We start from the raw sequence: 22,417 nt of genomic DNA, 5'->3' as shown, positions 1-22,417 counted from the left end.
ACTCGTCGCCCCCGCGAATCTCCGATTCGCGGTGATTACTCGCGCTTCAACGTAATCGCCGCGCCTTGGCCAAAGCCGACACAGAGCGTGGCGAGGCCCTTTTTCGCGTCGCGCTTTTGCATCTCGTGGACGAGCGTCACGGGGAGGCGCGCGCCGGAGGCACCGAGCGGGTGGCCGATGGCGATAGCGCCGCCGTTGACGTTGAACTTCTCGTCCGGGACGCCGAGTTCGCGCTGGCTATAGAGCGTCTGGCTGGCGAACGCCTCGTTCAGTTCCACGAGGTCGAAATCGTCGATGCTCTCGCCCATGCGCTCCAGCAGGCCCTTCGTGGCCGGGACGGGGCCGACGCCCATTATCGTCGGGTCCACGCCCGCGACGTTGTTGTCGCCGACGGTCGCCAGCACGTCGAGGCCGTGGTCCTCCGCGAACGCCTCGCTCGTGACGAGGAGCGCCGCCGCGCCGTCGGAAATCTGGGAGGCGTTGCCCGGCGTCACGGTGCCGTCGGCCTTGAACACGCTCGGGAGGCCCTGCAGGGCTTCCATGCTCGTGTCGGGGCGGATTCCTTCGTCCGCCTCGACCAGACCCTCCTCGGTTTCGATGGGGACGAGTTCGTCGTCGAATCGCCCGGAGTCCGTCGCATCGGCGGCGCGCTGGTGGCTTCGGAGCGCGTACTCGTCTTGGTCCTCGCGGGAGACTTCGAACTCCTGCGCGACCTTCTCGCCGGTCATCCCCATCTGGAGTTCGGGGAGGTTGTACTCCTCGGACATCCGCGGGTGGATGCTTTGACCTTCGTAACCGCCGCTCATCGGGACGCGGGACATGTTCTCGACGCCGCCCGCGATGATGGCCGTGCGCTGCCCCGCCCGAATCGCGTCGCTCGCGCTGATGAGCGCCTGCATCGAGGACGCACACCAGCGGTTGATGCTCGTTGCGGGGACGCCTTCGCCGAGGTCCGAAAGGAGCGAGATGACGCGTGCGACGTTGTTGTCCTGCTCGCCGCGCTGTTGGGCGACCCCCCACATGAGGTCGTCCACGTGGTCGCTCGTCAACCCCGTCTCGGACAGAACCGTGTTCACGAGCGGAATCGAGAGGTCCTCGCTTCGAACGTCCGCGTACACGCCACCCTCTTTGCCCTGTGGGGTCCGAACTGCCTTCGCAATGACCGGTGTGGTATCGTTCTCCATAGCTCACGATTCTCGCTCGTGGACCTTAAGTGGCCGTAGAACTCGGAGTAAATGAGAAACAGTTTGTAAGTTTATTGACCATCGGGGGCCTTCAGAAACTATTTGGCCGGACCCATTCCATATCGTCTATACTATCCGACGATGCAAGGTTCTGACACCGCCCAGAAGCGTACTCGCCCCCTCACGTCGAGCGACGAATCGAGCCTCCTCCACCGACTGCTCGAACCGGTTCCATTAGTCGTCCTAATCACGGTGTTCGGACTCGCACTTCGCCTCGTAAACCTCGGCACGCGAGTAGCCCATCAGGACGAATCCCGCGTGGCCTACTGGAGTTACGCGTTCATGAAGAACGGTGTCTGGTACTACCGCCGCATCATTCACGGTCCGTTCCTGTTGCAGATGGACTCCATCGTGTTCGCGCTGTTCGGCGCGAACGACTTCACGATGCGACTCATCGTCGCGCTCATCGGTGGTCTCCTCCCGCTCGCGGCGCTCCTGTTCCGGAAGCGACTCAGGGCGTCCGAAACGGTCGCACTCGCCTTCCTCTTCGCCACGAACCCCCTCCTCCTCTACTACTCGCGGTTCATGCGCAACGACGTGATGCTCGCGGCCGTGATGGTGTTCGCGCTCGGGTTCGTCGTCCGCTACTTCGACACCCGACGCCTCCGCTACGTCTTCGCGGCCGTCGCGTGTTTCACGCTCGGGTTCACGATGAAGGAGAACGCCCTCCTGTATGCGGCCTGTTGGGCGGGTGGAGCGGTTCTGCTCTACGACCACCGCCTCATGCTTCGGCGCGTCGGCAACGAGGGTATCGGTGCGGCGATTCCCTCGCGTGTCCGAACCGGTGCGGTTCGACTGTTCGAGCGGGACACCGCCGTCGTAATCTCGATTCTCAAAGGACTCGGTATCGCACTCCTCGCGGCCGTCGAAGCGCTCGCCATCATCGTGTATTTCTACGCACCGCGTTCCCAGAGCCAACCCGGTCCGGGCCTCTGGAAGTCCCTCTCGCAACCGTCGATGATTCCGGAGGTGTTCACCGCCGCGACCATCAAGGCGGGGAACCAGTTTCTCGGATGGCAACACCACTCCGACCACTCCTATCTCCCGTATCTCGATCACTTCCTCACGTCGCTGAAAGTGGGCGCGCTCGCGCTCTGCATCCTCGCCGTCGTGGGCTTCATCGTCGACCGCTACTCCGGCGACCGCCCGCGGGACATCGTCTCACTCGGCTTCTACTGGGGCGTCGTCAGCATCCTCGGCTATCCCCTCGTGATGGACATCAAGGCGGGATGGGCGACCGTCCACGCCATCGTCCCGCTCGCGTTCCCGGCGGCCGTCGGCCTCGCGCTGATCTTCCGCTGGGGATGGGAAGCGTACGAGGACCACGACGACGTGAGCCTCGCCGCCGCCGCGGTTCTCCTCCTGCTCATCGTCGGTTCCGTCGTCCCGACGGCCTACAGCACGTCCTATCAGAACCCACAGAGCCCGGACAACCAGTTCGTCCAGTACGCCCAGTCCTCCTCGACCGATGCGAAGCCGCTCCTCCACGACCTCCAGCGCATCTCACGCGAGAACGAGGGGACCGACGTGCTGTTCTACGGAAGCGAGTTCTACTCGCCGAACGAGGCCGCAGACGACGTGTATCCGGTCAAAGGAGGGGAGGGCGGCGACGGGTGGTTCGCCCGTCTCCCGCTCGCGTGGTACCTCGAAACCGCCGACGCGGACATCAACAGCACGACGAACCCCGCCGCGCTCGGCGGCGACAAACCGCCGATAGTCATCGCCCCCGCCAACGTCTCCACCTGTTCCAGCCAGGACAGCACGTCGGAGGACATCGAGGGCTATATGTCGGGATACACGCGGTACGAGTTCCAGCGCTTCGGCTTCGACAGCGGGTGTACCGTCAGCACCATCGTCATTTACGTGCAGCAGGACAGCCTCGACGATTCGGCCGCGTAATCACCGCCTACTTTTTCCGAAGCTTCCACGCGGCGGCGCTTCCGGCACCCACCAATGCGGATAACACGCCAAAACCGGGTTGTCCGGTCCCGTTCGTCGTTTCTTCCGCCGTCTGAGTGTTCCCCGCTCCGGCCGCGACTCCGTCCGTCGTGTTCGTCTCGGCGCGCGCGTCGTTCGTCCCTCGCGTCGTCTTCGTGGCCGTCTCCTTCGTAGCCGTCGTCCCCGCCGCTTTCGTTTCCGAGAGCGCGTCCCGAAGCGTGACGATGTCGATGTTTCGGTCCTTCGCCATCCGAATGGCCGTTCGAATCCGACTGGCAGGAAGTCGTTCCCGCCACCAACTGTGGCCCCCGAGGATTCCCAGCGCGTCCTCGTCGGCCACGGAATCGAGAAACGTCCCGAGTTCCGTCTCGGTCATCTCCCCCTGCCGAAACATCGCCCGCGAAAGGTGCGGAAGGGTGACGTCCTCCAGTTTCTGAACTTGACCGCGACCACCGATGGCTCGCCCACCGTTCGCGACGGCGGTGTAGTACTCGCCGACGAGTTCCTGCGTCCGAGGGCCGTAGCCGCCATACGGCATCACGATGTTCGTGACGGTCACGCCGTATCCTTCCAGTTGTCTCTTCGACTTCCCGAGCGCGGAACGGAGTATCTCGTCGGTGTAACGCTCGGTGACGCCGTCGCTCGCCGAAAACGACGTTCCGACGCTCGATTCGAGTTCGACGTACTCCCCCTCGCCGTCGGACCCCTTTCCTGCGACCGTGACCGTGGCGGACTTCGACCCATCGCTGACGAGCAGTTCGTCGCCCGGCAGTTTTCCGTGCAGGTTCGTCTCGACGCGGAGCTTTTCGTCCTCGGGAGACACGTCGCTCGTCACCGCGATGTTCGTCAGCGCGCGGTGGTGAACGCTGTGGGACATGATCTCCCATCCGGCGCCCTCCAACTCCCTGAGTTGGGCCGCGCTGAGGTTGTCCTTCGTCCCCACGCTCGCCGACGGAACGGCGGAACATCCCGGGACGCCCTCCTTCCGGTGTGCTTTGCGGTACGCCTGCGTGTAGTCGTCGGAGGGACCGTCGTCGTAGGTGAACACCAGTTTCCCGTTCGACGTCGCGGCGGCCCCAGTGGCTTGGCCGACGAACGCCGTGCCGCCGATGGCGAGTCCGACCGTTCGGAGCGCCCCTCGGCGCGTCGTCGTGATGGTTGAATCTGGCATCGCCAATCACTCCCGTGAAACCCGAGTCACGACCGAACGAATCGCCCGTGCTGCGCGGGTACCTTCCGCGAGTTGGCCGCTCGCTCGTTGGGCCGAGTGTGCGCCACTCGCGGCGACCTTTGCGGCTTCGGCGGCGATATCCCAACAGGGCCGTTCTATCGTCTGCACCGGGGAAACCGCCCACCTGCTCGGATGTGCGAGGACGTACAGCGACGAACACGTCCGAGATTCGAGCGCTTCCACGACGTCGTCCGTCGACCGAATCGCCCCGAAATCGGACATCGTCGCGTCCCAGTCCCGCCCTGTATCCGAGAGGTAAAGGAGGTCGGACTCCCCACGTGAATCGAACTCCAACGCGCTGTACGCCTCGCCGACCAATCCGTGATCCGCGGTCGTCCGTGCGTCCTTCCACATCTCCGTGTTGAGGTGCGGGGAGAGCGGACTCCCGTGCGCACACGCCGTTCGGATGTCCACGTGTTCACGGAACGATTCGAGGTTCGTCCCGAACCGTCGATGGGATTCCTCCACGTCCCCTCGGGTTTTCGCGAGGTCCTCGTAGTGGTAGCCGACCTCGTGTCCCATCGATTCTATCCGCCGGGCGACGTCGGGGGAGAAGGTGTTCGTCCTGAAGTAGTACGTCGCTTCGACGTCCCGGTCGGCTTCGACGGACGCCAACGCGACGGCGTTTCCGACCCGCCGGTCGACGTCGTGTCGCAGGACGACGTAGGGTTCGTCCACTGAGTCCGCTTCGAGGTAGTCGGCTAGAGTGTAAAACCGGTACCCAGCGTCCAACCCGGCGTCCAGTATTCGTTCGTAATCCGATAAATTGAATCCTGACAGTTGCATGGCTTCGACTGTCATTCCGATACGCCATCACTTTGTTACGAGCAATCTATCAATAATACAGGAGCGGTAGGGTCTGTCTGAACGGATTCATACGCGTCGTAAACGATGCTCACGCTGAATTGAACGGCGAAGAGAACTGATTGAAATGCAGTGAAGTGTGGTATTTTCCTCGTAGACTAGTCCGACGCGCTTAAGATTCTCCCGTGATTACCCACGGGAGAATGAACAGCGGGGCGCTGGACGTAATCGAGTTCTTGCTCACTGCACAGATCTACAGCGAGAACCGAAATCTGGACGAAAACGACCTGCCACCGAAGATTCGGCAGGTGTTCTGGCACGACGGAACGATAGAGCGACCGCTTCGAACGACCGTCGAGACGGCGCGCGAGGCGACCGAACTCGACCAACCGTGGGAAGCGGTTTCCGAACTGATGTTCACCGACCGGGACACGTTCTCGGGAAGTATCGAGATAACCCAACAGGAGATGGCGGAGGAGTGGTTCGTGGACCGCGACGAGGAGCGAATCGCCGCGAACCCGACGCTCGCCTACGCGCTTTCGGACTACGACGATGTGGACGTATCCTACGAGGAGGTCCGCGAAGTGAACCGGCCGGTACAGTCCGACCGGGCGTGGATAGACAGCCTGCTCGAAGAACACTTCGACGAGGACGAAGACGAGGACGGGGAGAGCATGCTCGACCTCGTGGACATCCACGCACCCGAGGAGGTCGAACTGACGCTCAACGACCTCGTCCTCACGGAGGACCAGGAGGCCGAAATCCACAAAATCGTAAAGGCCATCGAGCACCGCGAATATTTGGCCCAAATCGGCCTGCGCGAAATCGGGAAACTCCTCTTCGTCGGACCGCCGGGAACGGCGAAAACCTCGACCGCACGGGCGTTGGGCTACGACTTGGACCTCCCGTTCGTGGAAGTGAAACTGTCGATGATAACCAGCCAGTATCTCGGCGAGACGGCCAAGAACGTCGAGAAGGTGTTCGAGGTTGCAAAGCGGCTCTCGCCGTGTATCCTCTTCATGGACGAGTTCGACTTCGTGGCGAAAACCCGCCGGAGCGACGAACATGCGGCCATCAAACGCGCCGTCAACACCCTCCTCAAGAGCATCGACAACATCTCGCTCATCGATGACGACGTGTTGCTCATCGGTGCGACCAACCACCCCGACCAACTCGACGCGGCGGCGTGGCGACGCTTCGACGACATCCTGAACTTCCCGAAACCGGACGAGGGGATGCGTTCGGACATCCTTCGGGTCATCACCCGGCGGATGCGCATCGCCGACTTCGACCCCGACGAAATCGCGGAGATGACCGAGGGTCTCACCGGGAGCGACCTGCGGTTAGTCCTCCGCGAGGCGGTCCTCGAAGCGCTCACGGAAGAACGGACGGAACTCACACAGGAGGACCTCCATTACGCGATTCAGGACTTCGAGGAGCGCGACCACTTGAAGGACATGGACATGATAGACGGCGACCACGACGCGCTCGTCGCCGGTGGCGATATCAGCGGTCACTCCCACGACCACTGACCCTCCCCGGATGTTGACGGACCGGGACATTTAGCGTCCGTCACCGTTCATCTTGTACCGATGGAAGTCACCCTCCTGGGGACCGGCGACACGACGGGCACCCCAACGGTCGGCTGTGATTGTGACACCTGCTGCGAGGCGCGGGACCGCGGCGTGGAGCGTTCGCGGTTCTCGGTTCACGTCCGCAACGAGGAGACGGACGAGTGTCTCCTCATCGACGCCAGTCCGGATTTTCGCTCGCAGTTTCTCGATAACGACGTCTCGCTGCCCGACGAGATACTCATCACGCACATCCACTTCGACCACCTCGACGGGTTGGGGAACGCCTATCGACTGTTCGATTCGTTGCCCGTTCACGCGACGGACGAAACCGACCCGAAGACGGGCGAGAGCGTCGCCGACACGATTCGGGACAAGTTCGACTACCTCGACCAAATCACGGTCCACGACAGAGAACCCCTCGTGTCGTTTTCGGCCTGCGGGTTCGACGTGACGTTCGTCCCGGTCGAACACCCGCCGCTTGTCTGTTACGGCGTCGTCGTGGAGAAAGACGGTTCGAAACTCGCGCTGACGGGCGACACGGGCTATTCGATTCCCGACGCGTCTCGGGAGGCCCTGTCGGGTGCCGACCTCTTTTTGGCCGACGCCATCGTCCCCGCGTCGCTCTGTGAGTACCATCCCGCGGGTGGCCGCCATCACACCGACGACGGCGTTCCGCGCACCTTCGGGTACAAACACATGACGCGCGAAGGGGCGCTCTCGCTGGCCGACGAACTGGACGCGGAGATAACGAGATTAGTACACGTGTCGCACTTCTATTCCGAAGAAGAGGCCTTCGAGGAGCCGTTGGCAGTGGACGGCGAGCAGTACCGGATTTAGTCCCGCTGGTCGGAGACCAACAGCATCATCGCGGCGAGGAGGCTGACGAGTGCAACGACGACGTTGAACCCGGGAAGCGACGTGGTGGAGTCGCCGGAATTGCCGTCCGTTCCGCCAAGGCTTCCGTTGTTGCGCTCGTCGTTGTCCTGCACTCCCGAACCGTTCTCGGTGGTCGTGTCGGCCGGTTTCTGCCCGTCGGCCCACCCGTCGATGGAGTTGAGGTAGGCGTTACACTGCTTCATCGACTCCGCGTCGTACTTCTGGGTGGCTCCCTTGAACGCGTAGCTTCCGGTGGCGTTCTGGTCGGCGATGGTCGGGCTTTCGGCCCGTTCGTTGGGGATGCGCGCCACGTCGTAGACGAGCCACGGCGTGTAGAACTCCCAGACGACCTTCCCTTTCGGGGTGACTTCCAACACCCGCTCGTGTTTCGAGTCGCCGATGAGGGTGTTTCCGTTCGAGAGCCGGTCCGAATCGCGCGGCCACGAGAGGTCGTCGCCTTTGCCCATCGACCACGTTCGGTTCCACCCGTCGCCCTCCTTCTCGTACTCGACGATGCGGTTGTTCTCGGAGTCGGCGACGAGGAGCGTCGGAGTACCGTCCTCGCTCTCCAAGTAGTCGGGGTTGTGCTGCTTGTCGAGGACGTCCTTTTCGCCGTAGGACCCGAGTTGCATGTCGATGTTCCCTGTCGAGCGGTTGATGACGATGGCTTGGTCGAGGTTGCGCGGCGAGGCGAGATACTCGCCCGGTCCGATCTTGTCCACGTCGTTGACGTGCGTCCAGTCTTTCGTGTAGTTCCCGCCGACGCTCGAATCGTAGTGGTCGCGGAAGAACCAGCGCCAGACCACCTCGTCCTTCTGGAGGTCGTAGACGAAGATGCTGTCGTCGTTGCGCCCCTTCTCCTCGTTGTAGTTGCGCAGGTTGGCGACGAGGAGTTGCGTCCCGTTGTTGATGAGGTCGACGTCGTGGGTGTCCTCGATAGGGAGCGTCTCCTTCCAGACGTGTTCCTGCGTTCGAGGGTTGAACTCGTAAACGACCGTCTTCCCCTGCGTCGTCCCGGTGACGAACAGGTTGCCGTTCGGCATCGGGTCCACGTCGTAGCCCCAGACCATGCCGTGTTCGCCGGTGTGGTGGACCCACTTTACGGTGCCGTCCGGGCCGATTGCGACGAGTTTCGCTTCCCGCTTCTGTCCGCCGTCCACCCACGAGTAGCCCTGTACGGCGACGACGGTCGTTCCGTTCGCAGGGCCGGTGATGGTTCCGACACACGGGTTATCGGCGACGCTTCCGTTATCCGCAGCGCTTCCCTGTCCGTTCGACTGCGCGGCGAGCGTCGGTGCGAACAAGGAGAGACAACACAGGAGTATCGCGCCGACGGCCAACGACTGCCGCCGGGAGGGCGTTTGCATACACCCTCATTCTTGACCCCGGTTCATGTATGTTTACACTTCACGCCCCGACGGAAACGGGTTGTATTTTACATGTCTCGGCCGAATCTGTCGAGTCCGACCTGCCGACGCGTCCGTCCTGTCGGCTCGCCAACCCACGGCGTCCGGGCGTCTCGCTCCGTATCGGTATCGACCGCCGGCGCGTCGGCGGGGTCGTGTCCCGGACAGTCGTTTCCACAGCGTGCGGGGTTGACGACCTGCCCCTTCCAGTGACAGTACGGGAGCGCGCCGGAACGCGGTTCGATTTCGCCACAGGCGGGGAAATCGTACGTCCGCCAGCCCTTTCCGTAGGCACGCTCCGCCATGCGCCGCCGCCGTTCGGCTTTTTGCTTCGCGCTCGCAACGCGAACGTCCGTTCGGCCGACGCGCTCCTCGATGAGTTCCGTCCCCGCCTCGTTCGTGTCGAGCGGCGTCGGCTCGCGAATCACTTCGACTTCTCCCCCGCTTTCCTCTCCTCCACGTCCTACCTCTTCGCCGTGGAAGCGCCAGACGCCGACCTCTTCGGGGATGCGGTTCAGGTGTGCCCCCGTGACGTAGCTCTCGGTCGCCAGAATCACCTCGTCCACGAGGCCGAGGCTCACGTCCTTGCGGAGTTGCGTTTCGAGGTCGCCGGGGTCCGAGAGGTCGGGTTTGTTCTCGATGCCCACCAGTCGCCCGAACCAGTCGGGATAGCGGGCGACCTGCCGGACGTACTCCCGCCCGCCCCGTCGCTCGCGTTCGAAGAAGCCGATTTCGACCGCCCGCTCGACCACCTCCCGGGCGTACTCGGGCGACGTGTCGAAGGCGTCTCGCCAGTAGCGCGCTTCCCCGACGCCGACGTCGCTCTCGATTGCCGCGTCGGGAATCCGCTCCGCCGTGAGTTTCGTCCGAGCGTCGAAGTCCGGGCCGGGTTCGACGCACAGCACGTCGATGATTCGATTCGAGGGCGCGTGGACGCCAGCGCCGACCTGCCGGGCGATAACGTCCCCGGTCGTCGCTTCTAAATGGGCGCACAACGCCAACTCGAACGGAAACTCTCGCACGACTCCCCAGAGGGATTCGGTCGGCAAAAAAGCCGCGGGAGGGGTGGAATCGGGGGTGTTTCGTTCGTTTGGCTTCCTGAATACCAAACAATCACCGTGGCGCGTGCTGGCGAGAGGACGCGGCCACTCTCGGTCGCGTCCTCTCGCTGTAGCGTGCGAGGGATGAGTACCGCAACGGAGTGAGGAACGGAATCGGGTAGGGAGGGTGTGGCTGTCGCGGTGCTGTGCGGTCGCGGTGTCTGGGTGGACTTCTGAAAGACGGAGTCTTTCAACTCCCCGTTCGTTTCTCGCGGGGATGAAAGGGGCCGCCCGCTCTCGGCGCGCGACCGCGAGCGTGGCGGGGGCTTTCGAAGTCTGTGCAACTGAATCACCGCTACTGGAACTCTCAACTACAACAGGTGGTGGGCGTGGCGGGGGCGTTCGGGGACTCCATCGACGCGATAGGGACGACATCGAAAACCGATAGCGAACTGCACGGGAAAGAAATAGCGTCCGAAACTAATCGAAAACGGAACTGTTCGACGAATCGTCTCAGAGTCGAAACGCGGTGAGGGCCGCGGTCACGACGCGGACGACGAGGAACGGGAGGGCGAACGCGATGCCGATGCTGGCGGCCCAACCGAGGAGTATCACCGGGACGTTCGCTCCGATTGCCTCGACCCCGTAGACGAACGCGGTGCCGACCGCGAGGGCGCTCGCGATACCGATTGCGAGAATCAACAGGGTGGCGAGCGCTCGGCGAACGATGTCGTTTCCGGGAGTCGGTTCGGCGAGTCCGGGGATTGCTTCGTACTTCATGGGGGCTCTCCTCAGGTGAACAGAGGGGAGACACCGACAAAACTGTTAGCTGAAGAACACTTCTGTAGGATGCGTTACTGAAACGCGCTCCTGTAATCTAACTGTCAGACGGTGCCCTTGGCGTCGGCGGAAGAGGTTCGAGTGCGGTCGATTTCGACCACGGTCATGTCGCCGTCGAGGGTCACGTCGAGCGCTTCGTCGTCGAGCGAAATCGAGACGTGGATTCGCCACGGGTCCTCCGACTGAACCGTCGTGTTTCCGTCGTCCACGCACCACGGGAGCGCCCAGAACGGTTTCGTACAGAGGTCGATACCGTGGTCACTGTAGAACGTGACGACCTGCGACTGGTCGAGCAGCGACAGTCCCGCCGTCGAGTGGAGTCGGTGATGGCACTGTGCACACTCGTGGTCCACCCGAACCTTCGTGCCGAGGACCTCCTCGGTGTCGCGACTCACCGTCGTCTCCATTCGGCCGTTGCACTCCGGGCAGACGCCGTCGGCGGCGAGGCAGTGGAGGTGACGCACGCGCTGGTTGAACGCGTCCATGATTTCGGCGTCCGTTCGGTCGTTCAGGCCGCCGGGCGGGAACGGGTAGTTGCCGTGGGCTTTGCCACAGTCCGGGCAGGCGACGGTCAGGGTCTCCTCCTCGTAGGCCGCCCGGAGGTGGGCGTCGCAGTCCACGCACGTCTCGTCGAGTTCGATGGGGTCGAGGTGCGGATGTTCGTTGAACGACCCGGCGAGTACCGCGCTCACGACCTTCTTCCCGGCCTGTCGGAAGTCGTAGCCCGCGTCGGTTCGGACGACGAAGTGGTCGGTCAACTGCTTCAGGTGGTAGTTGAACTGCGCGCTGTCGCGCATCCCGACCTGTTTGCGCAGTTCCGAGAAGCCGACCGGCCGCTCCGGGGCCTGCCAGAGCGCCTCCAAAATCGAGAGGCGCGTCTCGTTGGCGATGACCGAGAACGCCTCTGCCGGAGCGAGACAGTCCTCACACTCCTGTAATCCGGTATCGCTGCTCATACCGGTAATAGTATCGGTAGGCAGATAAAACGTTACCTGAATTACATTTTTGTAACGTTCCTGTCAGGAGCGCGCGCGATACGAGAACAGTAGGTTTATCAGTCGTTCGGGCCGAATCTACGACAAATTACTTCAGGAGGTCAACGTTGACAGGAACACACAACCAACCGGAGGTGAACATCGGACTCGTCGGCCACGTAGATCACGGAAAGACAACGCTCGTGCAGGCGCTTTCCGGCGAATGGACCGACCAGCACTCCGAGGAGATGAAGCGGGGGATTTCCATCAGACTCGGATACGCGGACGCGACGTTCAGGCAGTGCCCGGACGTCGATGCACCGGAGTGCTACACGGTAGACGAGACGTGCGCCGACGGTTCGGCAAGCGACCCGATTCGTACAGTATCGTTCGTGGACGCGCCCGGCCACGAAACACTCATGGCGACCATGCTCTCGGGAGCATCGCTGATGGACGGCGCAGTGCTCGTCGTCTCGGCCACGGAGAACGTTCCGCAGGCCCAGACGGAAGAGCACCTGATGGCGCTCGACATCATCGGCATCGAGAACATCGTCATCGCACAGAACAAGATCGACCTCGTCAGTCCCGACCGCGCGCGACGCAACTACGAACAGATTCAGGAGTTCGTCGAGGGGACGGTTGCGGAAGACGCGCCCGTCGTCCCGATAAGCGCTCAGCAGGAGGTCAACGTCGACCTGCTGATTCAGGCCATCGAGGAAGAGATTCCGACGCCGGACCGCAACCCGAACGACGACCCGCAGATGTACGTCGCCCGCAGTTTCGACATCAACCGTCCCGGCACGACGTGGGACAACCTCACCGGCGGCGTCCTCGGCGGTAGTCTCGTGCAGGGAAAGCTCACCGCGGGCGACGAACTCGAACTTCGCCCCGGACGTGAGGTCGAAGAAGGCGGCCAGACGCAGTGGGAACCGATCCAGACCGACGTTCGCTCCCTCCAAGCGGGCAGCGAGATGGTGGACGAGGTGACGCCCGGTGGACTCCTCGGCGTCGGAACCGGTCTCGACCCGAGCCTCACCAAAGGTGACGCGCTCGCCGGACAGGTCGCCGGAACGCCCGGTAGCCTCCCGCCGACGTGGGAGCAGTTCACGATGAAGATCGACCTGCTCGACCGTCTCGTCGGCATGGACGAGCAGAACGTGGACGAAATCAGCACGGGCGAACCGCTCATGCTGACCGTCGGGACCGCGACGACGGTCGGTGCCGTCACCAGCGCGCGCGACGACGAGTGTGAAGTCTCGCTCAAACGTCCCGTCTGCGCACCCGAAGGGGCGAAAATCGCCATCAACCGCCGTATCGGCGCGCGTTGGCGACTCATCGGCATCGGAACGCTCACGACCGAGAACTGATGGTTCACACCGTCGTCATGGATACCAGTGCCCTCATGATGCCCGTCGAATCCGGCGTCAGGGTGTTCGACGAACTCGACCGGCTGTTGGGCCGGTTCGAATGCGTCACCCCTCGCGCCGTCGTGAGCGAACTCGACGGCCTATCACGGGGCAACGGAAAGGAGGCAACCGCGGCGAGTGTGGGTGCCGACTTGGCGACACGGTGTCGAACCGTCGACCACGAGGAATCGTACGCGGACGACGCGTTGGTCGAACTCGGACCCGAGTTCGACTTCGTCGTCACGAACGACGCACCCCTTCGGACGCGCCTGCTCGACGCTGGCGTACCGGTAATTCATATAAGGGGGAAGAACAAACTCGCAATCACTCAACCATAGCATGTACAAACGGGCCAGATTGAAGGATACGGTCGAAGTACCGCCCCAGTTCCTCGCGGACGTCACGCCGGGACTGGTGAAGCGGTTACTACAGGATAAACTCGAAGGACGGATGGACGAGGACGTCGGCAGCGTCGTCAGCGTCACCGAAGTACACGATATCGGCGAGGGCGCGGTGCTTCCCAACCGCCCCGGCGTCTACTACGAAGCGGAGTTCGACGCGTTGACGTTCGACCCGCAGATGCAGGAAGTCGTCGACGGCGAAGTCGTCGAAGTCGTCAACTTCGGGGCGTTCGTCGGTATCGGACCGGTGGACGGCCTGCTCCACGTCTCCCAGATTTCCGACGAGTACCTCGCGTTCGACGAGGAGGGCCAAGCGCTCGCCTCGCGTGAGTCCAACCGCGCCCTCGGCGTCGGCGACTCCGTTCGAACGCGTATCGTCACGAAGAGCATCGACGAGCGCAACCCGCGCGAGAGCAAAATCGGCCTCACGGCGAAGCAGGTCGGTCTCGGCAAGCACGGGTGGCTGAAAGAGGACCGACAGGAACGCCACGCGACGACGGAGAGTGAATAACCATGGCAAGCAACCGAGTCGCCTGCCGCGACTGCCACGCCGTCATCGAAGCGGACGAAGAGATATGCCCCATCTGCAACTCCACCAGCCTCACCGAGGACTGGAGCGGCTACGTCTCCATCGCCCACCCCGAGGAGAGCGAAATCGGGCGGGAGATGGAAGTCACGAAGCCGGGAAGCTACGCGCTGAAAGTCAGATAGGGACGTGTCAGAAACCGTCGTCTCGCTTCCGCGTGCGTTACGCGGTGAGCTAAAGGAGCCACTCGGACCGATTTTCACCGACGCCGAGCGACTGCTCGAATCGGCTGACGGACCGCTCGTCGCGGTCGGCGACGTCGTCACCTATCACCTCGAATCGGTCGGCGTCACGCCCGACGTCGCGTTGGTCGACGGAATCACGAAACGCGAGCGCGTCGACCCCGAAGTTCGAAACGCGGTCAGCGACGACGCCCGCCAAATTCGGGTCGAAAACCCGGCAGGCGTCCTTACGGACGACCTCCTCCGGGCGCTCGTGGAGTCGGTCGAGTCGCCAGTCCCGACTGTCCTCGTGGTCGACGGTGAAGAGGACCTCGCGGCGCTTCCCGCGGTCCTCGCGGTGCCGATCGGGGCGAGCGTCGTCTACGGGCAACCCGACGAAGGAATGGTTCTCGCGCGGGTCACGCCCGAGTTGCAGGCCGAGGTCGGAGACCTATTGGCGCGCATGGACGGCGAGACGGACCGTCTGTTCTCGCTCCTCGGCTACGACGCCTGACGGGGACCGTCGGTGGGAGACGAAACGGTTTATTCGATGGCTCGCTCCGCTGTTCGACGGAATCATCGAATACCGTGTCCACGGTGGAGAAGTAGAGCGATGGCACTTCCCGCATCGTGACCTGCGCTCGCCGTGGCTTCCCCGCTGACCGGCCGCCGGTGGAATCGCACACTTCGAAATCCTTTTACACGCTTCGGGGAGAAGAACACTATAACTGAGTGTTACACATGGAAGTCGAAATCCTCTCACAGGAGCAGAATCCAATGCTCCACCGGACCGAAGTGCGGTTCCAGATCGTTCACGACGAGGCAACGCCGTCGCGCCTCTCCGTCCGCGACAGCCTCGCGGCGAAACTCGACAAGAACGCCGACGAAGTCGTCGTTCACGAGATGAACACCAAGTTCGGTATGCGAAAGACCGTCGGCTACGCGAAGGTCTACGACAGCTCCGAGCACGCCCGCGACATCGAGCAGGACTACATGCTCGACCGCAACAAGATCACGGCCGACTCCGAAGGCGAGACCGAACCCGAAGCCGAGGAGGCTGAATAATGCCGCGACACGAACTCTACAACGACGACGGTACGACCGAGCGAGAGCAGTGCCCGCGCTGTGGCGACTCGTTCCTCGCGGACCACGGTGACCGGCTTCACTGCGGCAAGTGCAGCTACACCGAGTGGAAGTAAATGCGAATCCTCGGCGTCGAGGGCACCGCGTGGGCGGCTAGCGCGTCCGTCTATGATTCGAATACCGATTCCGTTTTTATCGAAACCGACGCTTACCAACCGGAGAGTGGCGGCATTCATCCGCGAGAAGCCGCAGAACACATGAGCGACGCGGTTCCTCGCGTCATAGAGAGGGCTCTCGCTGAAGCGGACGGCGACATCGACGCCGATGAGCAAAGCTCATCGAGCAAACGGGCGTCGCCCATCGACGCCGTCGCCTTCTCCCGAGGGCCGGGACTCGGACCCTGTTTGCGTATCGTCGGGACGGCGGCGCGCGCGCTGTCACAGGCCATGGACGTGCCTCTCATCGGCGTGAACCACATGGTCGCCCACCTCGAAATCGGTCGGCAGCGTTCCGGCTTCGACTCCCCGGTATGTCTCAATGCGAGCGGTGCCAACGCTCACGTACTGGGATATCGAAACGGTCGATACCGGGTCCTCGGAGAGACGATGGACACGGGTGTCGGCAACGCCATCGACAAGTTCACTCGCCACGTCGGGTGGTCGCATCCCGGCGGGCCGAAAGTCGAGGAAGCCGCGAAGGAGGGCGAGTACATCGACATGCCGTACGTCGTGAAGGGGATGGACTTCTCGTTTTCCGGCATCATGAGCGCGGCGAAGCAGGCCGTGGACGACGGTCACGCCGTCGATGACGTCTGTTTCTCCCTGCAGGAGAACGTCTTCGCCATGCTGACGGAGGTTGCAGAACGCGCCCTCTCGTTGACCGACCGGGACGAACTCGTCCTCGGCGGCGGCGTCGGAAACAACGCGCGCCTTCGCGAGATGCTCGCCGAGATGTGTGACCAACGCGGGGCAAAGTTCTACGCCCCGGAGCCACGGTTTTTGAGCGATAATGCCGGAATGATAGCCGTCCTCGGCGCGGAGATGTTGGCGGCGAGCGATACGATTCCGGTGTCCGATTCGGCGGTGAACTCGAACTTCCGTCCCGACCAGGTGGCCGTCACGTGGCGCGGAACGGAAGCGGACGACGCCTTTCGCTCCGCGGAGGAGGACGAGGTTTGCGGCGCGGAAGCGACGGTTTCCATCGGCCCGGAGCGCGTGACGAAGCGTCGAACGCCCAAGTCTTACCGTCACCCTTCGCTCGACGCGACGCTCCGCAAGAAACGGACGACGCTCGAAGCGCGCCTCACCAGCGACGCGCGGCGTGCTGGCGTCCCGACGCCGGTCGTTTACGACATCGACCTCGCCGAGTCGGCAATCGAGTTCGAGCACGTCGGCCACGGCGACCTGCGGGACGAACTCACCGCCGACCGGGTGCGCGACGTGGGCCGACATCTCGGTACGCTCCACCGGACCGGCATCGTCCACGGCGACCCGACCACGCGGAACCTCCGGTGTGCCGCCGACCGGACCTACGTCATCGACTTCGGCTTGGGCTACTATTCGGACGACGTGGAGGACTACGCGATGGACCTCCACGTCTTCAGCCAAAGTCTCGCAGGCACCGCGAACGACGCCGAGGAACTCCAGCGAGCCTTCGAGTCGGCTTACGAAGCGGCGGGCGACACCGCGGTTCTCGACCAACTGCGCGAAATCGAAGGCCGCGGCCGGTATCAGTAACGGCGATTTTTCACGAGGATTTTCCCAACCGGCTTTTCGGCGCTGCGACACGAAATCGGACGGACAGGCCACGGCCTGTCCGTCCTGCTGACTGCGGTAGCGGGCGGTGGTTCCGTGGGTGGTGAGTGAGAACAGAGCGTGTGGACGCTTCCGCGTCCACACGCGGCGCGGTTGGGGTGGGTGTTCCCTAGAAATAGCGCTCGTCGCTGTCGTTTCTTCGCCATCGTCGTCTACGCAATCCACCCACTCACCCACCGACCCTTCCAATCGAATGCCCCAAACGCTATAATAGGCGCGACCCATGTCTATCGCATGTCCGACAAGGAAACCTCCGGAACGCTCTTTGGAGTCCCGTACAACTTCGAACGACCCAGCATGGGGCGCATGCTCTCTTCGTACTGGAAGCCCGGCGAGGGAATGTTGGTCGAAAAGCCGTTCGGCGTCGGCTACACGCTCAACCTCGCCAACTGGCGCTCGTGGGTCATCCTCGCCGTCGCCGGCGTCCTCTTCTGGATGGAGAGCGAGAAGGAAGGCGAGACGGAGTCCGAAAACGAACCCGTCGAAGTCATCGTCGACGACGACTGATTCGACGCTTCTTTTTCCCCACGCGACCCTCTCTCGCGTATGATTCGGTTCGTCACCGGCAACGACGGTAAAGTACGCGAAGCGCGCGAGTATCTCGACGACGAGGTTCGCCAAATCGACTACGACTACACGGAGGTCCAGAGCGACGACCTCGCCGAAATCGCGCTCCACGGCGCGCGCGAGGCGTTCGAGGAGACCGGTAACGACGAACCCATCGTCGTGGACGACGCGGGTCTGTTCATCGACGCGGTCGGTGGCTTCCCCGGTCCGTACTCCGCCTACGTCGAGGACACGCTCGGCGTCGAGCGCGTCTGGCAACTCGCCGAGCGGGAGGAAAACCGCCGCGCACACTTCCGCTGCGTCGTCGCCTACTACGACGGCGAGAGCGCCGAAACGTTCTCGGGGTCGGTGCCGGGAACGCTCGTCGCTCCGCGCGGCGACGGCGGGTTCGGCTACGACCCCATCTTCGAACACGAGGGGAAGACGCTCGCGGAGATGAGCACCGAGGAGAAAAACACCATCTCCCATCGCGGGCGGGCGCTGGCGAAGTTCGCGGATTGGTTGGCAGAGCGGTAACGACGACTCGCTCCGCGTCGTCCACGACTAATCCCGCACGTCTCCGTCCGGTCCGGGATACTCCCCGCCGACCACGACGTCGTACAGGCTCTCGGGGTCGAACAGGGTCACGAACCCGTCGGGCCGTTTCACGCTGACGGAAATCCTGCCCTGAAGCGTGGTTCCGGTTTTCGCGCTTCGCAGCGAATCGTCGTAGGAGAGGATGTGCGCCGCGTTTCCGGCGTGGGCGCTGGCGAGTGCGGGATGGTCGCCGGGCGTCTGTTCGACTCCGATTCTGGTTCCTTCTATTTTTCCCCGCCAGTCGCGAGCGAGTTCTCCGTCCGCAAGTTCGCGGATGACGGCTTCGGCGTCGTCGAGGAGTTCGTCGCTGGCGACGAGTTCGACCCACGAGTGACCTCGAACGATGTCCATCGCATCGCGGGCGTCGCCGCCGACTAACACGTCCGCGGCCAGCACGTCGGCGTCGACGACGAGACGGGCCGGGTTCGGGTCACTCATCGCGTCGCTCCGCGAGGGTGCGTCGAATCGTTTCGCGGTCGGTTTCGGTTCCGTCCGCCCGGTCGAACAGTTCACGCCACGTCATGGTCCGATGTGGGGTCTCGAGCGGGAAAATTGATGTGGATGTTCCTTTAGCACGCGACCCCTCTCACCGGTTTGATTAGGTACATCGGTGCAGTCCAGCAACGGCTTCACCCACCGACGCAATCGGCGTGATGGAGAAAGGTGACGCCTGCTCTCCCGACGCGACTGATTCGGCATTCGGGGGCTGTAGAATCGACTTACGACCGCTTTTCGTCGTCGGCGACCCACGACCCTTCGACGCTTCGAATCTCGATGTTCGAGTTCGAATAGCTGGCTTGCACGCGGTCGCCGACCTCCGCCCGGTTGAAATCGTCACGGTGTGTCGTCCCCGTGTAACAGCCGAACGAGTCGGACCCGCTCGACCAATCGGGGCTGCACACGCCGACGAGGTAGCCGACTTCCTCGTACTCGTCCGTCAAGCGGTCGTGAAGCGCCGAGGAGACCTGCAACCGGGTCGGGTCCGTGAACTGCGTGGCCCACTGCTCGGCGACGGTGATGACGGGGTCGTCGGCCAAATCGCTCAGTCCGACGCTGACGACCGTTTCGTCGTGTAATCCTCCCTTTTGACGTCGCTTCCCGGAGATTTCCTTGCTTTCGATGTAGCCACCGGCGGCACCGAGTGCCGAACAGCCAGCGAGACTTCCGCCTGCCACGCACGCGGACAGGGTCGCTAACACGTCACGTCTCGAAGGCATACCGATACCTCGTTCGTGAAGCACTAATAAATTATGCTAGTAGTTACCATGTGTCTGTCCGGAACACGGACGACGAAAAGGGGTCGTCTCAGGCCGACTCGTTGCCGAGGATGTTCGTCTTCACCGTCGTCCGGTAGTTGAGCGAATCGAGGTCGATTCGCTGAGTGAATCCTCGATACTCGATGACGACGTAGTAGCTGACGTCGAGCGTACTCTCCTCGCCGCGGCGAAGGTGGGTCTTCCACCACGGGCCGAGTTTCGAGTTGTCGAGCGTCACCGTGTCGTTCACCGTCACCTCTCTGTGCGGGCCGATTTCGACGTTCTTCCGCGTCGACTCGTCGGAGAGCACGACGCCGTTCATCGATATGTTCGATCCGATTTCGACGATGTGAACCGAATCGCTTCGCTCGTTCTTCACGGTGGCGGACGATTCGATGGGCGTCTCCGCCATCGTCGCGTGACCCCAGTCCGCCTGCACGTTCTCGATGCGGCCTATCGGTTGTCCGGCGACCGAGTATGTTTGACTCGCGTTCGAATCGACCGCTCCGAGCATGTCGGTGCGGATGGTTCCGCGGTCGGCTTTTCCACCCACGGGGAGACGGGCGAATCCAGCATCGACGGTCACGTCGCGTTCGAGGGTTCGGGTCGTCCTTTCGTCGTTGTTGACGTGGCTGACCCACCACCGCTGTATCTTCTCGTCCGTGATCTCACCGGTGATGTCGAAATCGGTCGTTCCCGGTTCGATCTTCTCCGTCGTCTCGCTCTCGACCAGCGATACGTCGTTCATCAGCACGCGGTACGTGGCGTCGACCGAGAGGTGGTCGGCGAACACCGACCCCGGTTCGTTCGGGTTGCTCACCGTCGCGTGGGTTCGAACGCCCGTGTTCCCCGTTTCGGGGACGACCCACTCGCTTTCGAGCGACTGGAGCGTCGGCGGGGCGAACGACTGTGCCCCGTTTCGTGGGACCTCCTTCGTCGTCGTCTCGCCGCCGCCGAGGACGTCCGTCGTGAAGACGATACGCTTGCTCAGGAACGGCAGTTCGACTTTCTTCGTCTCACCGTCTTCGGTGATGGTCGCGTAAAACTGCACGTCCATCGTCGTCTTCTCGCCGTTCTCGACGTGGCTTTGCCACCACTCGGGGAGTTTTCCGTTGTCGAACGCCGAGTCGATGCTGAACGACGACGTCTCCTCGGATTCCACGTGTACTTCGTCGTCCGTCGTTCCGCTGGCGACCGTCACGTCGTTCATCGTGATGCTGTAGCCGAGTTGGGAGAACACCACCTCGCCGCTGGTCGGGTTTTCGACGGTTGCGCTGACGTGCAGGGGCGTTTTCTCCGCCGTCGCGTGACCCCACGAGGCGTCCGTCTCCGTCACCCGCAATATCTCCTCGTCTCCGGCGGTCATCGTGCGCATCTCGGTACTGTCGAACGCGCTGAGGAGGTCGGTTTCGAACGTTTTCTCCTGTACGGGGAGGTCCTTCGAGAACAGTGGAACGCTGATGGACGGCGTGATGCTGACCGTCGTCTTCTCGCCGTTGTTGATGTGGGTCGCCCACCACGCCGGTATCTTCCCGTTGTCCATGTTGGTCGTCATCGAAATCGTGGACTCCCCGGACGGGAGGCCGAGGTTGCTGACTTGCCCCGAGGCGACTGTCACGTCGTTCATCCCGACTTCGTAGTTGACGTCCGCCACGCTCGGTATTCCGACCGAACTGGGGTTGTTCACCGCGATGTTCGTCCGAATCTCCGTCGTTTTCGGGGTGACCGCTCCCCACTCCGTTTGGACGCTTTCGACGCTCGGTTGCCCGACCGTCACTATCCCGGACGTCAACGCGATTCCGACCCCTCCCGCAGTCACGATACAGAGGGTCAACATGGCGACGAGTGCCTTCCCGATGATGCTACGAACCGCCATCGTATTCCTCCATCTTCGATATATCCTCTATCACACAGTTCATCATCGGGTCAATTCGCACCCACTACCAAATAAATTTACCTGTAATTATCCACACGACACAGTGGGAACTGTCGGTAGAACAGTCGGATTTTCGTGTGTTTCGAACGTCGTTAACGAGTCCGAATTATCGTATAACAAACTGTTCTCGTCAGCGGAAACGCCCGCTCCGGGTCAGTGTTCGGCGGCGCGTCTCGCGGAGGGCGTGTATGACCCCGCGGATAGCGGCGGAGGCATACGGCCGTCTGACGCGGTTTTAAGTCCTCGCCATACTCATCCGGAAACGGGCGCGCACAACACCCTCTCTCCCATCCTCCCACTCCGCGCGCCCGGCACACACCACCCACAGCACCCTGAAATCCCTCGCTCTCCCACCCCCTCCGCTCGGTACTCCCCCTTTGCGTGGTGCGACGTTTTACCCTCGTAGGACACGCTTTCATCATCGTAGACCCGCCCTGATTGGGTCAGAGGCTACCTGTTTCCCCGACAAACAGCACATAACAAAGGGGTATCCAGCCATTCGTACAGTTGCGCCCGACGGCTCGGGCGCGAAGCGTGTCGCAGTCTCGCGGTGGGTCTCCCGGCGGGGCCGGGGGCTCTGGCGACGGGTTGGCTTCCCGTTACAGTGTCACCAACCCCCCCACGAAAGTTCTCGTCCCGGACGACCCTAGAACCCCGCGCTGCCCAATCGTTTTTCGCTTCGTGACGACATATCCGAAGACACG

At 62.8% G+C, this 22,417-nt stretch carries 23 protein-coding genes; 13 read left to right on the top strand and 10 right to left on the bottom strand.

Features of this window, described 5'->3' with window-relative positions:
* Window positions 1-35: 35 nt before the first annotated feature.
* Window positions 36-1,184 (bottom strand): thiolase family protein, encoded by a 1,149-nt coding sequence (locus AC1XDK_RS03690; protein ID WP_483348414.1) that lies wholly within the window; start codon window positions 1,182-1,184, stop codon window positions 36-38.
* Between the two features lie 141 nt (window positions 1,185-1,325).
* Here AC1XDK_RS03690 and AC1XDK_RS03685 point away from each other — a divergent pair, with 141 nt between their 5' ends.
* Window positions 1,326-3,143, top strand: a complete 1,818-nt coding sequence (locus AC1XDK_RS03685) for a flippase activity-associated protein Agl23 (protein ID WP_483348413.1) — start codon at window positions 1,326-1,328, stop codon at window positions 3,141-3,143.
* A gap of 7 nt (window positions 3,144-3,150) precedes the next feature.
* Here the strand turns inward: AC1XDK_RS03685 and AC1XDK_RS03680 are convergent, their stop codons facing one another.
* Both AC1XDK_RS03680 and AC1XDK_RS03675 read right to left on the bottom strand, forming a co-directional pair.
* Window positions 3,151-4,353, bottom strand: coding sequence for a polysaccharide deacetylase family protein (locus tag AC1XDK_RS03680; protein WP_483348412.1), 1,203 nt, complete (start codon window positions 4,351-4,353; stop codon window positions 3,151-3,153).
* 6 nt (window positions 4,354-4,359) lie between these two features.
* Window positions 4,360-5,214 (bottom strand): hypothetical protein, encoded by an 855-nt coding sequence (locus AC1XDK_RS03675; RefSeq protein ID WP_483348411.1) that lies wholly within the window; start codon window positions 5,212-5,214, stop codon window positions 4,360-4,362.
* 206 nt (window positions 5,215-5,420) lie between these two features.
* On the opposite strand from AC1XDK_RS03675, the gene AC1XDK_RS03670 reads away from it, so the two are divergent.
* Window positions 5,421-6,749, top strand: coding sequence for an ATP-binding protein (locus tag AC1XDK_RS03670; protein ID WP_483348410.1), 1,329 nt, complete (start codon window positions 5,421-5,423; stop codon window positions 6,747-6,749).
* 60 nt (window positions 6,750-6,809) lie between these two features.
* Window positions 6,810-7,628: an MBL fold metallo-hydrolase gene (locus AC1XDK_RS03665; protein ID WP_483348409.1), complete on the top strand. Its 819-nt coding sequence runs from the start codon at window positions 6,810-6,812 to the stop codon at window positions 7,626-7,628.
* On the opposite strand, the gene AC1XDK_RS03660 is transcribed toward AC1XDK_RS03665, so the two are convergent.
* From AC1XDK_RS03660 to AC1XDK_RS03645, 4 genes are all read right to left on the bottom strand, one after another.
* Window positions 7,625-9,034, bottom strand: coding sequence for an arylsulfotransferase family protein (locus tag AC1XDK_RS03660; protein WP_483348408.1), 1,410 nt, complete (start codon window positions 9,032-9,034; stop codon window positions 7,625-7,627). The genes AC1XDK_RS03665 and AC1XDK_RS03660 overlap by 4 nt on opposite strands.
* Window positions 9,035-9,102: 68 nt before the next feature.
* Window positions 9,103-10,095 (bottom strand): DUF5787 family protein, encoded by a 993-nt coding sequence (locus tag AC1XDK_RS03655; RefSeq protein WP_483348407.1) that lies wholly within the window; start codon window positions 10,093-10,095, stop codon window positions 9,103-9,105.
* Window positions 10,096-10,626: 531 nt separating this feature from the next.
* Complete coding sequence (locus tag AC1XDK_RS03650; RefSeq protein ID WP_483348406.1) at window positions 10,627-10,893, bottom strand: hypothetical protein; 267 nt, start codon at window positions 10,891-10,893, stop codon at window positions 10,627-10,629.
* A gap of 104 nt (window positions 10,894-10,997) precedes the next feature.
* On the bottom strand, window positions 10,998-11,909 hold the full coding sequence (locus tag AC1XDK_RS03645; protein WP_483348405.1) for a winged helix-turn-helix domain-containing protein: 912 nt from the start codon (window positions 11,907-11,909) through the stop codon (window positions 10,998-11,000).
* Window positions 11,910-12,055: 146 nt separating this feature from the next.
* Here AC1XDK_RS03645 and AC1XDK_RS03640 point away from each other — a divergent pair, with 146 nt between their 5' ends.
* The 10 genes from AC1XDK_RS03640 (at window position 12,056) to AC1XDK_RS03595 (ending at window position 18,461) form a co-directional block, all read left to right on the top strand.
* A complete protein-coding gene (locus tag AC1XDK_RS03640) occupies window positions 12,056-13,294 on the top strand; it encodes a translation initiation factor IF-2 subunit gamma (RefSeq protein ID WP_483348404.1) in 1,239 nt (412 codons plus the stop codon).
* Complete coding sequence (locus AC1XDK_RS03635; protein WP_483348403.1) at window positions 13,294-13,671, top strand: PIN domain-containing protein; 378 nt, start codon at window positions 13,294-13,296, stop codon at window positions 13,669-13,671. Before AC1XDK_RS03640 ends, AC1XDK_RS03635 begins: the two co-directional genes overlap by 1 nt.
* Window position 13,672: 1 nt before the next feature.
* Complete coding sequence (locus AC1XDK_RS03630; RefSeq protein WP_483348402.1) at window positions 13,673-14,245, top strand: DNA-directed RNA polymerase; 573 nt, start codon at window positions 13,673-13,675, stop codon at window positions 14,243-14,245.
* Between the two features lie 2 nt (window positions 14,246-14,247).
* Window positions 14,248-14,445 (top strand): transcription elongation factor subunit Spt4, encoded by a 198-nt coding sequence (gene spt4, locus AC1XDK_RS03625; protein WP_483348401.1) that lies wholly within the window; start codon window positions 14,248-14,250, stop codon window positions 14,443-14,445.
* Window positions 14,446-14,449: 4 nt separating this feature from the next.
* Window positions 14,450-14,995 (top strand): GTP-dependent dephospho-CoA kinase family protein, encoded by a 546-nt coding sequence (locus AC1XDK_RS03620; protein WP_483348400.1) that lies wholly within the window; start codon window positions 14,450-14,452, stop codon window positions 14,993-14,995.
* Between the two features lie 227 nt (window positions 14,996-15,222).
* The gene (locus AC1XDK_RS03615) at window positions 15,223-15,546 is read left to right on the top strand and encodes a 30S ribosomal protein S24e (RefSeq protein ID WP_483348399.1); all 324 of its coding nucleotides are present in this window, start codon (window positions 15,223-15,225) and stop codon (window positions 15,544-15,546) included.
* Window positions 15,546-15,680, top strand: coding sequence for a 30S ribosomal protein S27ae (locus tag AC1XDK_RS03610; RefSeq protein WP_007976639.1), 135 nt, complete (start codon window positions 15,546-15,548; stop codon window positions 15,678-15,680). Before AC1XDK_RS03615 ends, AC1XDK_RS03610 begins: the two co-directional genes overlap by 1 nt.
* Window positions 15,681-17,300, top strand: a complete 1,620-nt coding sequence (locus AC1XDK_RS03605; RefSeq protein ID WP_483348398.1) for a bifunctional N(6)-L-threonylcarbamoyladenine synthase/serine/threonine protein kinase — start codon at window positions 15,681-15,683, stop codon at window positions 17,298-17,300.
* Between the two features lie 312 nt (window positions 17,301-17,612).
* Window positions 17,613-17,885, top strand: a complete 273-nt coding sequence (locus AC1XDK_RS03600) for a DUF5808 domain-containing protein (protein WP_483348397.1) — start codon at window positions 17,613-17,615, stop codon at window positions 17,883-17,885.
* A gap of 39 nt (window positions 17,886-17,924) precedes the next feature.
* Window positions 17,925-18,461, top strand: coding sequence for an XTP/dITP diphosphatase (locus tag AC1XDK_RS03595; protein ID WP_483348396.1), 537 nt, complete (start codon window positions 17,925-17,927; stop codon window positions 18,459-18,461).
* A 27-nt stretch (window positions 18,462-18,488) separates the two neighbouring features.
* Here AC1XDK_RS03595 and AC1XDK_RS03590 read toward each other — a convergent pair whose 3' ends face one another.
* The 3 genes from AC1XDK_RS03590 to AC1XDK_RS03580 form a co-directional block, all read right to left on the bottom strand.
* A complete protein-coding gene (locus AC1XDK_RS03590) occupies window positions 18,489-18,959 on the bottom strand; it encodes a DUF7384 family protein (RefSeq protein ID WP_483348395.1) in 471 nt (156 codons plus the stop codon).
* 281 nt (window positions 18,960-19,240) lie between these two features.
* The gene (locus AC1XDK_RS03585) at window positions 19,241-19,738 is read right to left on the bottom strand and encodes a hypothetical protein (RefSeq protein ID WP_483348394.1); all 498 of its coding nucleotides are present in this window, start codon (window positions 19,736-19,738) and stop codon (window positions 19,241-19,243) included.
* A gap of 88 nt (window positions 19,739-19,826) precedes the next feature.
* Window positions 19,827-21,653, bottom strand: a complete 1,827-nt coding sequence (locus tag AC1XDK_RS03580) for an LEA/WHy family protein (protein ID WP_483348393.1) — start codon at window positions 21,651-21,653, stop codon at window positions 19,827-19,829.
* Window positions 21,654-22,417: the final 764 nt, after the last annotated feature.

The sequence above is a fragment of the Haladaptatus sp. HS23 genome, assembly GCF_056892285.1.
This window is presented reverse-complemented; position numbering and strand designations above follow the sequence as displayed.

Excerpts from the sequence above, each read along its gene's own strand:
- AC1XDK_RS03690 (WP_483348414.1), bottom strand. The coding sequence starts at position 1,184 with ATGGAGAACGATACCACACCGGTCATTGCGAAGGCAGTTCGGACCCCA.
- AC1XDK_RS03685 (WP_483348413.1), top strand. The coding sequence starts at position 1,326 with ATGCAAGGTTCTGACACCGCCCAGAAGCGTACTCGCCCCCTCACGTCG.
- AC1XDK_RS03680 (WP_483348412.1), bottom strand. The coding sequence starts at position 4,353 with ATGCCAGATTCAACCATCACGACGACGCGCCGAGGGGCGCTCCGAACG.
- AC1XDK_RS03675 (WP_483348411.1), bottom strand. The coding sequence starts at position 5,214 with ATGACAGTCGAAGCCATGCAACTGTCAGGATTCAATTTATCGGATTAC.
- AC1XDK_RS03670 (WP_483348410.1), top strand. The coding sequence starts at position 5,421 with ATGAACAGCGGGGCGCTGGACGTAATCGAGTTCTTGCTCACTGCACAG.
- AC1XDK_RS03665 (WP_483348409.1), top strand. The coding sequence starts at position 6,810 with ATGGAAGTCACCCTCCTGGGGACCGGCGACACGACGGGCACCCCAACG.
- AC1XDK_RS03660 (WP_483348408.1), bottom strand. The coding sequence starts at position 9,034 with ATGCAAACGCCCTCCCGGCGGCAGTCGTTGGCCGTCGGCGCGATACTC.
- AC1XDK_RS03650 (WP_483348406.1), bottom strand. The coding sequence starts at position 10,893 with ATGAAGTACGAAGCAATCCCCGGACTCGCCGAACCGACTCCCGGAAAC.
- AC1XDK_RS03645 (WP_483348405.1), bottom strand. The coding sequence starts at position 11,909 with ATGAGCAGCGATACCGGATTACAGGAGTGTGAGGACTGTCTCGCTCCG.
- AC1XDK_RS03635 (WP_483348403.1), top strand. The coding sequence starts at position 13,294 with ATGGTTCACACCGTCGTCATGGATACCAGTGCCCTCATGATGCCCGTC.
- AC1XDK_RS03630 (WP_483348402.1), top strand. The coding sequence starts at position 13,673 with ATGTACAAACGGGCCAGATTGAAGGATACGGTCGAAGTACCGCCCCAG.
- spt4 (WP_483348401.1), top strand. The coding sequence starts at position 14,248 with ATGGCAAGCAACCGAGTCGCCTGCCGCGACTGCCACGCCGTCATCGAA.
- AC1XDK_RS03615 (WP_483348399.1), top strand. The coding sequence starts at position 15,223 with ATGGAAGTCGAAATCCTCTCACAGGAGCAGAATCCAATGCTCCACCGG.
- AC1XDK_RS03610 (WP_007976639.1), top strand. The coding sequence starts at position 15,546 with ATGCCGCGACACGAACTCTACAACGACGACGGTACGACCGAGCGAGAG.
- AC1XDK_RS03605 (WP_483348398.1), top strand. The coding sequence starts at position 15,681 with ATGCGAATCCTCGGCGTCGAGGGCACCGCGTGGGCGGCTAGCGCGTCC.
- AC1XDK_RS03600 (WP_483348397.1), top strand. The coding sequence starts at position 17,613 with ATGTCCGACAAGGAAACCTCCGGAACGCTCTTTGGAGTCCCGTACAAC.
- AC1XDK_RS03595 (WP_483348396.1), top strand. The coding sequence starts at position 17,925 with ATGATTCGGTTCGTCACCGGCAACGACGGTAAAGTACGCGAAGCGCGC.
- AC1XDK_RS03590 (WP_483348395.1), bottom strand. The coding sequence starts at position 18,959 with ATGAGTGACCCGAACCCGGCCCGTCTCGTCGTCGACGCCGACGTGCTG.
- AC1XDK_RS03585 (WP_483348394.1), bottom strand. The coding sequence starts at position 19,738 with ATGCCTTCGAGACGTGACGTGTTAGCGACCCTGTCCGCGTGCGTGGCA.
- AC1XDK_RS03580 (WP_483348393.1), bottom strand. The coding sequence starts at position 21,653 with ATGGCGGTTCGTAGCATCATCGGGAAGGCACTCGTCGCCATGTTGACC.